The 12,630-nt window shown below is 29.1% G+C and carries 13 protein-coding genes and 1 tRNA gene; 4 read left to right on the top strand and 10 right to left on the bottom strand.

The window, feature by feature from the left end:
* Positions 1–3: 3 nt before the first annotated feature.
* Positions 4–465 (bottom strand): ribosome assembly cofactor RimP, encoded by a 462-nt coding sequence (gene rimP / locus BWR22_RS03000; protein ID WP_076731956.1) that lies wholly within the window; start codon positions 463–465, stop codon positions 4–6.
* A 308-nt stretch (positions 466–773) separates the two neighbouring features.
* On the opposite strand from rimP, the gene BWR22_RS02995 reads away from it, so the two are divergent.
* Entirely contained in the window at positions 774–1,595 is an 822-nt protein-coding gene (locus BWR22_RS02995; RefSeq protein ID WP_076731955.1) for a universal stress protein, read from the top strand.
* Between the two features lie 88 nt (positions 1,596–1,683).
* Here the strand turns inward: BWR22_RS02995 and BWR22_RS02990 are convergent.
* Positions 1,684–1,757: transfer RNA gene (locus BWR22_RS02990), tRNA-Gln, on the bottom strand.
* A gap of 207 nt (positions 1,758–1,964) precedes the next feature.
* Here BWR22_RS02990 and BWR22_RS02985 point away from each other — a divergent pair.
* Positions 1,965–5,462 (top strand): glycosyltransferase family 117 protein, encoded by a 3,498-nt coding sequence (locus BWR22_RS02985; protein WP_076731954.1) that lies wholly within the window; start codon positions 1,965–1,967, stop codon positions 5,460–5,462.
* A gap of 2 nt (positions 5,463–5,464) precedes the next feature.
* The gene (locus BWR22_RS02980) at positions 5,465–6,118 is read left to right on the top strand and encodes a polysaccharide deacetylase family protein (RefSeq protein WP_076731953.1); all 654 of its coding nucleotides are present in this window, start codon (positions 5,465–5,467) and stop codon (positions 6,116–6,118) included.
* Here BWR22_RS02980 and BWR22_RS02975 read toward each other — a convergent pair.
* Together BWR22_RS02975 and BWR22_RS02970 are read right to left on the bottom strand one after the other, a co-directional pair.
* Positions 6,115–6,411, bottom strand: a complete 297-nt coding sequence (locus tag BWR22_RS02975; protein WP_076731952.1) for a thioredoxin family protein — start codon at positions 6,409–6,411, stop codon at positions 6,115–6,117. The genes BWR22_RS02980 and BWR22_RS02975 overlap by 4 nt on opposite strands.
* A gap of 75 nt (positions 6,412–6,486) precedes the next feature.
* On the bottom strand, positions 6,487–7,788 hold the full coding sequence (locus tag BWR22_RS02970; protein ID WP_076731951.1) for a metallophosphoesterase: 1,302 nt from the start codon (positions 7,786–7,788) through the stop codon (positions 6,487–6,489).
* A 170-nt stretch (positions 7,789–7,958) separates the two neighbouring features.
* On the opposite strand from BWR22_RS02970, the gene BWR22_RS02965 reads away from it, so the two are divergent.
* Positions 7,959–8,966: a N(4)-(beta-N-acetylglucosaminyl)-L-asparaginase gene (locus tag BWR22_RS02965; RefSeq protein WP_076731950.1), complete on the top strand. Its 1,008-nt coding sequence runs from the start codon at positions 7,959–7,961 to the stop codon at positions 8,964–8,966.
* A 9-nt stretch (positions 8,967–8,975) separates the two neighbouring features.
* Here the strand turns inward: BWR22_RS02965 and BWR22_RS02960 are convergent, their stop codons facing one another.
* From BWR22_RS02960 to BWR22_RS02940, 6 genes are all read right to left on the bottom strand, one after another.
* Positions 8,976–9,341 carry an MmcQ/YjbR family DNA-binding protein gene (locus BWR22_RS02960; protein ID WP_076731949.1) on the bottom strand — a complete coding sequence of 122 codons (366 nt, stop codon included), beginning with the start codon at positions 9,339–9,341 and terminating at the stop codon, positions 8,976–8,978.
* Between the two features lie 18 nt (positions 9,342–9,359).
* Positions 9,360–9,500, bottom strand: a complete 141-nt coding sequence (locus tag BWR22_RS14325) for a hypothetical protein (protein ID WP_156875562.1) — start codon at positions 9,498–9,500, stop codon at positions 9,360–9,362.
* A gap of 125 nt (positions 9,501–9,625) precedes the next feature.
* The gene (locus BWR22_RS02955; RefSeq protein WP_076731948.1) at positions 9,626–10,240 is read right to left on the bottom strand and encodes a DUF4230 domain-containing protein; all 615 of its coding nucleotides are present in this window, start codon (positions 10,238–10,240) and stop codon (positions 9,626–9,628) included.
* Between the two features lies 1 nt (position 10,241).
* On the bottom strand, positions 10,242–10,988 hold the full coding sequence (locus BWR22_RS02950) for a cyclase family protein (protein WP_076731947.1): 747 nt from the start codon (positions 10,986–10,988) through the stop codon (positions 10,242–10,244).
* 3 nt (positions 10,989–10,991) lie between these two features.
* Entirely contained in the window at positions 10,992–12,119 is a 1,128-nt protein-coding gene (gene hemW / locus BWR22_RS02945; RefSeq protein WP_076731946.1) for a radical SAM family heme chaperone HemW, read from the bottom strand.
* Positions 12,120–12,170: 51 nt separating this feature from the next.
* Positions 12,171–12,533 carry a hypothetical protein gene (locus tag BWR22_RS02940; RefSeq protein WP_076731945.1) on the bottom strand — a complete coding sequence of 121 codons (363 nt, stop codon included), beginning with the start codon at positions 12,531–12,533 and terminating at the stop codon, positions 12,171–12,173.
* Positions 12,534–12,630 lie beyond the last annotated feature (97 nt).

Genomic DNA, 12,630 nt, shown 5'->3' with positions numbered 1-12,630 from the left:
AAATTAAAATTTTATCATAACTTTTGCCTCTACAATATCACTGTAAGCTATTGTTTTTTCTTTTTGAACGGTTACTTTACCTTTTCCTACTGGTTTTGGCTCTCTAGCTTTCCATTTCAAATCTATACTATCTTCTGAAGCACTAATTAGTTCTGCTTCAATATTTTCTGTTTTTGTTTTAACCTCTAGTGTTCTACCTACATTTTTTTTAAATTGTCTTGGTAAAGTTAAAGGCGCTGCTGCTCCTGCCGAAGCAACATCTAAAGAAAAATCATGCTCTTCTCTATCAATATTATTTTCTATGGCTCTACTTATAAAGATACAATCTTCTACTCTTACTCCGTTATCTCCATCAATTATAATATTAATTGATTGATCGTTAGAAATAGTAAAATCGATTAAAAATAAATCGGTTCTTTCTGCTAAAGCTTCTTGCAATAAATCTTTTACTGTAGTGTTAAACATTTTTAAGTATAAAAAGAGCGGACTTTTCGTCCGCTCACATTCATTTTTCTTACAACGATGCAAATATACATAGTTTTTATTTATTTTCATAACAATATAAAGCAGACTTTGACTTTTATTTATTAAAAGGCAACAAATTATGCTTTTTTTATACATAGAAAAAAGCTAGATAAACAAAAAACGTATTTACTTACAACCTAAAAGATTAGCTTTTTAGTCATTTTAAACAACTATTATGCGATTGATTTTTTAAAGTCCGTTTTTATTATTAAATTTAAATACCACATAAATAATAAACACTACTAATTATGAAAAAAATTCTTGTACCAACAGATTTCTCTATAGAAGCAGAAAATGCAATAAAAGTAGCTGCACAACTCTCGAAAAAACATAATTGCGAGCTTATTTTATTACATGTACTAGACCTACCTTTGTCTAGTATTGGCGAAGGTGTTCCAACAGATTTACCTGAAGCTGTTTATTTTATGAAACTAGCACACAAACAATTTGAAGATGTTATGTCTAAAGAATACCTAAGAGATGTTGCTGTTACAGAAATGGTAGATTTTCATGATATTTCTACGGGTATTTTAGAAACATGTAAAACTCATGATATAGACTTAATAGTTATGGGTTCTCATGGTGCAAGTGGACTTAAAGAAATGTTTATTGGATCGAATGCCGAAAAAATTGTTCGCACATCGGAAAGACCTGTTTTAGTAATTAAAAATGAGCATAAAGATTTTAATATTGAAGAATTTGTTTTTGCTTCTGATTTTGAAAATGACAATAGAGAAACTTTTAAACAAGCTGTTAAATTAGCTGAAGCTTTTGATGCTAAAATTCATTTATTGATGGTTAACACTGCCTCAAATTTTAAAACAACTGCTCGTGCAAAAGTTAAAATTCAAGAATTTATTGCTGGTACAACATTTACAAATTACACAACAAATATTTATAATGATGAAACTGTAGAAAAAGGTATTTTAAACTTTTCTCACATAATAAATGCAGATCTTATAGGTATAAGCACACACGGAAGACAAGGTATTGCTCATTTTTTAAACGGTAGTTTGAGTGAAGATTTAGTTAACCATGCAAAAAGACCAGTTATCACTTTTAAAATATAACCAATAAAACTTTTTTTTTAATAGGCTTTCAACACTAAATAATTAAAAGCAAAAAATCCTAATACAATACGTATTAGGATTTTTTTTGTTGGCCCACTAGGTTTCGAACCTAGACTCTTCGGTACCAAAAACCGATGTGTTAGCCAGTTACACCATGGGCCAATCTCGTTAAGAGGTTGCAAATTTAAAACAAAGTTTTATTTGCGCAAACATTTTTCTATAAAAAATATATTTTTTTTTAAATTTTTATAAAAATTAAGGATATCACTATAAAAAAGAGCTATTTAACTTAAAGGCTGTTATGAAAATTTTATCATTTCTATTTAATAATTATTAGTAAATTCGCCATTAAATAAACAATTTACGTGTATGACGTCTTCAAACTTTAAAAAATGGAACAATATTTTAGGATGGTTCGCTTTTTTAATTGCTTTAATAACTTATAGTCTAACGGTAGAACCAACAGTAAGCTACTGGGATGCTGGTGAATATATACTAACCTCAGCAAAACTTCAAGTTGGTCATCCACCTGGAGCTCCATTATTTCAAATGTTAGGTGCCTTTTTCTCTACCTTTGCCATGTCTCCAGAAAATATTGGGCTTATGCTTAATATGTTAAGCGCTGTTTCTAGTGCATTTACTATTCTATTTATGTTTTGGAGTATTTCATTATTGCTACAAAAAATAACAAAGTCTGAAGAGCTTACAAACGCTAAAGCTTATGCCATTTTAGGAAGTGCATTAGTAGGTAGTTTAACTTTTACCTTTACAGATTCTTTTTGGTTTAATGCTGTAGAAACCGAAGTTTATGCTATGGCCACATTATTAATGGCTATTTTATTTTACTGTGCTTTGCGTTGGGATTTTGATATGCATAATCCAAGAGGAAACCGATGGTTAATTCTTATTGCTTTTATTATTGGTTTATCTTTTGGAGTTCACTTTATGGGACTACTAACTATTCCTGCAATTGCACTTATTTACTATTTTAAAAACTACAAAACAGTTACTATTAAAAATTTTATAGTTGCAAATATTGTTGCCGTTGCAATTCTATTATTCATTTTTAAATTATTAGCTCCTAACATATTAAGATTCTTTAGTGTTTTAGAAATTTTCTTTGTAAACACAGTTGGTTTACCTTTTAATTCTGGATCTATAATAGCTGGTATTTTATTAATAGCTGCTATTTACTTTAGTTTAAAATACACTAGAGACAAAGGTTACAAACATATTAATACAGGTATTTTATGCGTTACATTTGTTGTTATTGGTTTTTCATCATGGCTAATGTTACCTATAAGAGCCAATGCTAATGTTGTAATTAATGAAAACAATCCTTCTAGTGCAAGAGAGCTTTTAGCATATTATAACTTAGAACAATACCCAAAAACACATTTGTTTTATGGACCTCTTTTTACAGACCAATACGCACCTTTAAATGCGAATAAAGAAGATGCCTATAAAGACGACAAACCTAAATATGAAAAAGATTTAGAACAAGGAAAATATGTAATTGTTAACGATTATAAAGATGCCTTGCAAAATTACAATTATGATCATGCAGCTATTTTACCAAGAATGTGGAGTGGTGAAAATGCTGAAAACTACATGCTTTTTTCAGGTTTTTTAGATTTTAGAATAAAGGATGATTTTAATATAGATTTATTTACCCAGAAAAAAATAGCAGCTTTTATTGAAAAATATCAGCAAGACCAACTTACAGAACGAGAATACGATGAATTTATGGAACTCTATGGTGATAAGTTAAATATTGCTATGAGTCCAAGAATTCAAAAAGATGTTGCTTTTATTAACCAATTTAAAAGCGAAGTTGCAAAAGGTAATGTAGATTACGAAGGCTACCATAGGTTTTTAAAACAATATGGTGCAGAATATTTAGATATTGAAAAACCTTCGTTTATTGATAATACAATCTATTTAATACAATATCAATTAGGCTATATGTATTGGCGTTATTTTATGTGGAATTTTACTGGACGTCAAGATGATATACAAGGCGAATATAACAACCACGGAAATTGGATTAGCGGTATAGATTTTATAGACGAAATACATTTAGGACAATCTCAAGACAACCTACCTAGTGACGTTAAAAACAACAAAGCAAGAAACACTTACTTTTTCTTACCACTAATTTTAGGTATTATTGGTCTATTCTTCCTATTTAATAAAGACAAGAAAACCTTTTGGGTATTGCTTGTGTTTTTCCTTTTTACAGGTATTGCCATACAAGTTTATACTAACGTTAGACCTTTTGAGCCTCGTGAACGTGATTACTCTGTAGTGGGATCCTTTTACGTATTTGCAATATGGATAGGCTTTAGTGTATATGCTATTTTTGATTTTCTTAAAAACAAAATAAAAACATCCGCTTTTCCATTAGCTATTACTGGCGTTTGCTTATTAATTGCGCCTCTTATATTAGCCGTTAACAATTGGGACGACCATGACCGATCTGGAAAATACACCGCATTATCCATGGCAAAAAAATATCTAGATTCTTGTGGTGAAAATGCTATTTTATTTTCTATTGGAGATAATGATACATTCGCATTATGGTATGCTCAAGAAATTGAAAATTATAGAACCGATGTTCGTGTAGTTAATACAAGCTTATTTCAAACCGATTGGTATATAGACCAAATGAAACGTAAAGCTTATGAAAGTGATCCAATACCATCTCAATTAACACACGACCAATACAAATTTGGTACAAGAGATTACATAAGAAAAGCAATTTATTATAGAGATCCTAAAACAGACGAAGTAAAACCAACCTTTAGTCGAGATACTTTAATGATTAAAGAGTTTATGGAGTTTATCTCTAGTGACAACCCGAAAACAAAATTTAAACGCATTTTACAATTACAAGACGAAGATCTATCTCAATATCCAACACAAGTATTAAGCACAAACTACTTTCCTGTTGAAAATGTACGAGTTCCTGTAAATAAAGAAAACGCTATAAAATATGGAATTGTAAAACCAAAAGATGCAGATGAAATTGTAGATTTTATAGATATTAAAATTGAAGACGGTGCCATTTATAGAAACCGTTTATTAATGTTAGACATTGTTGCTAATAACGATTGGAAGCGTCCAATCTATTTTACCGGTGGTGCTTTTGGAGAAGACGATTATATTTGGATGAAAGATTACTTGCAGCTAGATGGTATGGTTTACAAGCTTGTTCCTATAAAAACACCTACAGATCGTGCCAATCCTTTTGATATGGGACGTGTAGATAGCGAGTTTATGTACAATAAAGTGAAAGCTTGGGATTGGGGAAATAGTGGTAGCGACGACATATACCATGACCCAGAAACACGTAAAAACTCTATTACATATAGAGGAAATCTTGCACGTTTAATAGAAAAACTAATACAAGAAGAAAAACTTGATAAAGCAGAAAACATTGCAGATATAGCAATGCAAAATATGCCTGTAGATAAATTTGGTTATTACACCTTATTAGAACCTTACATTAGTGCATACTATGAAGTTGGAGCAAAAGATAAAGCCAGACAATTATTTCAAGACGTAGCTGTTAAATATCAAGAAAATTTAACTTATTATAGTGAACTTACATTAGAAAACCAGATAAAAAATGGTCAAGAAATTATAACAGACTTAGAGCGTTATAGAGCATTGGTTATTGTACTATTAGAATACGACGAAGATTTTGCTAAAAAAGAATTTATGAATTTTAGTAATTACGAAAAACTTTTTAGTAGACTTTTTCCTGATGACAGACCAGAACCAGAACCAAGAGAAGAAACTGATATAATAAGAGATAGTAGCATTCCAAATATTGAGCCTATAGATATAGAAACTCAAGAATAATTATGAGATTTGTTCCTGCTAAAATACCTTATTTAATAAAACGAATTTTCCCAAACTATGTTTGGGATTTTTCTTCTAATAAGAAAATTCTTTATCTTACTTTTGATGATGGTCCAACACCAGAGATAACGCAATGGACATTAAATACATTAAAAAAACACAATGCGAAAGCTACTTTTTTTTGCATAGGAAATAATGTTACAAAGTATCCAGACATTATAAAAAATATTTTAGAAGAAGGACATAGTATTGGAAATCATACTCAAGACCATGTAAAGGGATGGAAAACATCAACTAAAAATTATTTAGAAAATGTTTTAAAAGCCGAAACCATAATAAAAAATGAGCTTAAAGAGAAACAACAACTTAAGCTTTATAGGCCTCCTTTTGGACAATTAAAAAACAGTCAAGGCAAGGCTATAATACAACTAGGATATAAAATAATAATGTGGAGTGTTATATCTTTTGATTGGGAACATAAAATTAGCAAAGCGCAATGTTTAGAAAATGTAATAAGTAAAGCTTCTAAAAAAAATAATATTATTGTATTTCACGATAGTGTAAAAGCTTCACGAAATATGATGTATGCGCTTCCAAAAGTATTAGAACATTTTAGTAAAGAAGGCTATGTTTTTAAAGCAATTCCTTCTTATTAAATAAAGTCTTTTAATATAGTGATTAAAGTATTTGCATCTTGCTTTCCGCTTTGTCTCCATTTCATTTCTCCATCTTTATAAACAATTAAAGTTGGTAAATTTTTAACTCGCAAAGCCTCAGATAACTCTTTATTTTTATCAACATCAATCTTAATTACTTTTACTTTATCTCCAAGCGCAGCTGCAACTTCACGCAAAACCGAATGCATAGCTGTAGATTGTTCATTCCACTCTGTAAAAAAATCTAGTAAAACTGGAATGTTTACATCGATTAACTCTCCAAATTTTGACATTTTAAATGTATTTGATATATCTGTTATTGTAAATCTACAATATTTTAATTACTTAAAGTTTTTCTAATATAGAATTTAGGCAGTTTTAGAGCCTTTTCTAAGTTCTATAACGGTTATTTCTGGCCAAATCCCAATTCTACCAGGAAATGCTAAGTATCCAAAACCTCTATTTACGTTTAAAAATTTTCCTGCAACTTCATACATTCCTGCCCATTTTGGGTATCTATATTTTACTGGACTCCATTTTATACCTAACGATGGAACCTCGATACCAAATTGCATACCATGTGTGTGCCCAGATAGAGTTAAATGAATATGTTTATTAAAATTAACTACATTGGTTTCATCTGTAACAATATCGTGGTTATTTAAATCTGTTTTATTTAACTCCATTTCTTCAAAATCAAAATGAGAAGGATCGTGAGACATTAAAATATTAAATTCATTTTCACCTATAGATTTTGATGCTTCTTTTAAACTTCCACGCTTTGGAAAATGTCTTGAAGCTCCCCAATTTTCCACACCAAGAATATTAATTTTTTGTCCATTTTTTTCAATTTGCCTATTATCATTCAACAACAAATCAAAACCAATACTTTTATGCACAGCTTCAATTTGACGTTGATTTTCTGCATTTAAATCTACATCTCCACCATAAGCGTAGTAACCATAATCATGATTACCTAAAACAGAATATTTACCATCTTTAGCTTTAAGCTTCCCAAAGACGTCTATCCATTTATTCATCTCTTCGGCCTTTGTATTAACAATATCACCTGTAAATAATATTGCATCACTGTTTTGCTCATTAATTAAATCTATACCATAAGATATTTTTTCTTTACTTTCTAAACTACCCGAATGAATATCACTAATTTGTGTTATTGTGTAGCCATTAAAAGCTTCTGGTAAATCTTCAAAATGTAACACATGCTTAATAACTTTGTAGTTATATTTACCTTGATAAATACCATATAAAATAGATGCCAAAGGAATTGCAGCAATACCTAACGCTATTTTTGAAACAAAGCCACGTCTACTTGTAGAATAAGCTACATTATTAGGATTAGACTTAGACATTTTATTTATAAGGCTTAGTACACCTCTAACTATATCCTCTCCAAACATAAATAGAATTAAAATTAGTTTTGGAACAAAAAGAGCAAATAAAAATGCTATAGCATATCCATGACCCGATGTAAAACTTTCACCACGAACAAAATTAGAATAGTAATAAATAAAATTACCAATAACTAAAGCACTTGCTAACCAATAAACACCATATATTATATAATTTTTAGTAAGTGTTCTAATGGCTTGAAAGGCATAATAATCTATTACTAAAATAATTATAATAAGAATAATCCAACGCAACATAAAATCAATTTTTTAATGCAAATATATTAATTGTAAATGCTAGTTATCTTAGTTATTTGTTAAACGTTAACATTTAAAAAAATAGAGTAAAAGTAATTTGCATTAAAATATTTAGGTTTTACATTTATTAAATATTAATTATATTATCATTCTAACATAAACACACTATTTTGGATCGAAGAAAGTTTTTAAAGAATGCTACATTATCTACTGCTGGCTTTGCTGTTACAAACACATTAATTAGTTGTAATGACGAAACAAAAAATACAAAACCTATTTCTTCTACACAAAAACCTATTCCTGTTTTGCCATTAGTTATTGCCACCTGGAATGTACCAAATGCAACAAAAGCAGCATACAAAATTCTTGAAAATAATGGAAATGCATTAGATGCAGTTGAAGCTGGTTGTAAAGTTGAAGAAGCAGATATTACAAATCAATCTGTTGGAAAAGGAGGTTTACCAGACCGTGATGGTAACGTAACTTTAGATGCCTGTATTATGGATAAAAATGGAAACTGTGGAGCTGTTGTTTACCTAAAAAACATAACTCACGCAGTTTCTGTTGCAAGACACGTTATGGAAAATACACCACATGTCATGCTTGCTGGAAAAGGTGCAGAAGAATATGCTTATAAAATTGGACTTAAAAAGGAAAATTTATTAACAGAAAGTTCTAAAAAAGCTTGGAAAAAATGGAAAGTTGAATCTAAATACAAACCCATAATTAATATAGAAAATCACGATACTATTGGTATGCTTGCCATAGATAAAAATGGTGATATTTCTGGTGCTTGTACTACAAGTGGATTGGCTTATAAAATGGGAGGTCGTGTTGGAGATTCTCCTATTATTGGCGCTGGTCTTTTTATAGATAATGAAATTGGTGGTTGCGTAGCAACTGGATTAGGAGAAGAAGTTGTAAAAACTGTAGGTAGCTTTTTAGTTGTCGAGCTAATGAGGCAAGGCAAAACACCACAAGAGGCTTGCGAAGAAGCTATTAAAAGAATTATTAAAAAACCTAATAGCGATTATAAAAATTTTCAAGTTGGATATATAGCTGTTAATAAAGCCGGAGAAACTGGAAGTTTTGCAATACACCAATGGTTTAGCTCTACTAAATATCAAGATGGTAAAAATGAAAATATTCAAGCAGATTTTATTGTTAAGGCTAAATAAACTATAATTTTATAACCCTAAACTAATACGTGCTTTTTTAGATAATCCATTTACAACCATAGCATAAGAATGATCTATTAACTCCATAATTAAATTAGCATCTAATTCTCCTTTATACAAATAAATAGAATTCCAATGTTTTTTATTCATATGGAAACCAGGCTCAATACTTTTATAAATTGCCCTTAGTTTAATAGAATATTCTGGATTTGCTTTTAAATTTATAGATGCTTCACCTTTATCCCATTTATCTAACGGTGTTAAAGCAAACATTTTTCCTGCAACTTTAAACACTAATGTATTTTCATCAAAAGGAAAATGCTCTGTAGTATGTGGTTTACTTAAACAATAGTTCCTAACTTGATCGATATTCATTAAAAAATATAATAAAGATTATTTCTTTTCTAAATATTTTTCTTTAGAAGTATTTTTAAAAGGTCTTTTAGTATTTTCAACCTTTACATTTGACTTTTTACTAATATGTATGTCTAAACTTTCTAATACATCATTTATATAAAATAAAAATTTGCCCATAGTTTTAGTTTTTAAAGTAATCTATAATATAAACAATCAAAGATTAGTTTTTCATACTTCTAATTCCAAAAAACCGACAAAATGCAAATAATAACGACAAAATGCTTATTTGCTATCAATATAATTTAATCGTTTTTTAGCTCTTTTACAGAATTTTCCTCTATTTCTAAAGCAGAATAATCAAGCTTCCAGCCAATAGTTTCTACAATACCTTCGATTAACAATATAGAGTCCAGTGCTTCTTTTTGGGCTATTTGAAACAATCCACTTTGTGGTACTTTTTCTCTTATATGCAACTTAGCTTCGTTATGTAATGTTGTTAAATCGTTTGCTTGAAATTTGTTAAACATACCATCTCGTTTATCGTAGTATTTAAGATTAGTTTCTATAGATAATATTTCTGGTTGTGGAAAATGCTTTAAAGTTACCAATTTTGTTTCGGCATTGGCATTAATTTGGATTTTAGATAAATCGAATCCAACGTGTGCTTTAGCGTCAATAATAACCAAAGCTTTTTTTCGACTTGAAACCAATTTTAAAAATCTTTCTTTTACATTTTCGTAATGATAGATTTCTGCAAAGTCACCTTCTACACTAATAATTTTACATACTTTTTTAATTTTATCTAATAGTACAACAGATTGTGTTTGTGCTAATTTTTTGCTTTGTATATGCTTAACATAGGTAGAAACACCTAAAGCAGATAAAACTCCAAATATAATTGCAAATACTATTTCCATATTATTCTATCTTGTATAAAACTGGTTTACTAGGTGTGGCATCATTATCGAAAGGTGCAATTTGTAAATTTAATATGTAGCTTCCATCTTCTACTTTATTTGGTACATAAATAAACTCAGTAATAGTGGCATCTTTTCTAATTTCTCCATTAACATTCCAAAAGGCTTTATGTGCTAATAATTGACCATCGTCTTTTTCTTTATCTACACTTGGCAAATCTATTAATAAATGTTTTATACCTTTTTCACGAATAAATACTGCGGCTTCTTCTGTTAAATATGGCCAATTTGTATGCGAGTATTGTTTCGATTTTTTATCTTTTGTATTTGGCATAGTTCTAATAACTAATGCTTCAGGATTTTTTCGTTTTAATAAATATTGTATTTGTGTTTTAGATATTATTTTATCTTCTCCAGCAACTTCGGCAGCCACAGTAATTACTTGAGCTGTAAACATAAAACGCTTTAAACATTTATTAATGCTATAAGTTTTTTCGGTAATATGGCCTACACACTCTGTGTGTGTTCCATGTGCATGCGGATTAAACTGTATATTATTAAAGTTAATTGCTGCTCCTTGTTTTACACTCGCTACCCAACCATCTAATTCTACAGCAGTTATTTTTGGCTCATCTATATACCATGCATTTACATTACTTTTTAAAGCGCGTAATGGCATTGAAATATCTAATGGTTTAGATAAATCTATCTTTATTCTTTTACTTTTAATTTGTATTGTTGTAAGCATATTTTAGTTTAACATAAACAAGTCACTAGCGATCCCATCGCTTAAAAACTTGCCTTTTTGGGTTATTTTTAGTTTTCCATTATCAATATACAATAAATGTTCCTTAATGTGTTTTTGTGCTTGTTCTAACATATAATTTTCAAAAGTAACGCCAAAATCTTGCTGTACTTTTTTTATTGAAACTCCCCAAACAGTGCGCAAACCAGTCATAACATATTCGTTATATTGATCTGTTTTGGTTAAGGTTTCTATTTCAATTGGCAAATCTCCTATTTGTAACGATTTAATGTATTTAGTATTATTTCTAACGTTCCAACCACGCTGCTTTCCTTTAAAAGAATGTGCCGATGGACCTATACCAATATAAGGTTTACCTTGCCAATATGCTGAATTATTTCTGCTAAAGAAACCTTCTTTTCCAAAATTAGACAACTCATAATGCACAAAATTATTAGTTTCTAATTTATCTATTAATATGTTAAATTGTTCTTGAGCTAAAGCATCATCTACATTATCTATAATTCCTTTTTCTATAAATGAAGCTAAAGCTGTTTTAGGTTCTACAGTTAGTGCATAACTTGAAATGTGTTTTACACCAAAATTTAAAGCTATATTTATATTTTCTTCCCATTCTTGGTTTGTAGTGTTTGGTATACCATATATTAGATCGAGAGAAATATTATTAAAATGTTTAGTAGCTTCTTCTAAACATTGTTTTGCTTCTTGAGTATTATGTGCACGATTCATGAGTTTTAAATCTTTTTCATGAAACGATTGTATACCAATAGACAGTCTATTAATTGGACTCTTAGAAATCTCTAATATTCGATTATTACTTAAATCATCTGGATTCGCTTCTAAGGTTATTTCTGGATTATTAGAGACTTTATAATTTTTATAAATAGAGTCTATTATTCTTTTTATTTCCAAAGAAGATAATAATGAAGGTGTTCCGCCTCCAAAATAAATGGTTTCTACAGTAATCTCTTTAAACTCTTTTTTTCTGAGTTCAATTTCAAGAATTAATGCATCAATTAAATCGTCTTTCTTTTTTAATGAAGTCGAAAAATGAAAATCGCAATAATGGCAAGCTTGCTTGCAAAATGGTATGTGAATGTATATTCCGCTCAAATTAGTTTTCAGTTTTCAGTAGCTATTTTTAAGTTAAAACTTGACTTAAATTTATTTTTTTTTATTTCTAATAGAATCTTGTAAAGGTTTGAACTCTTCTTCATTTATCAAAACATTTACATTGCTCCAATCAGTACTTTCTAACATTATCAATCCATATTCACTTGTAAAATAATAATCTGATTCTTCATCTTCTTGTCCAACTATTTTATAATGATATTTATTAACTTTAATCAGTTTATTATTAAATTGAATATTTTGAAAATCAATAAATTTTAAATCAATACCATATAAATTTAAAGTTCTGTCATTGTTGTTTTTTTGTTCAAATCGAAAAAAATAAGAACTATCTCCATCAATGGATCTATACTCATATACTTTTTTATCATTTTCAATGAAAGTATAATAACACATAGTATCAATTGTTCTGTAATTTAAAGGCCCTGATTTTTTTGGACATAATTTGATAGTCTTTTTCTTTTTTACATCCCAAAAAGAATAGTACTATTAA

Source organism: Lacinutrix venerupis, assembly GCF_001971745.1.
Classification (GTDB): domain Bacteria; phylum Bacteroidota; class Bacteroidia; order Flavobacteriales; family Flavobacteriaceae; genus Lacinutrix; species Lacinutrix venerupis.
Note: the sequence above shows the minus strand (reverse complement) of the source record. Positions and strands in the feature narration are given on the sequence as shown.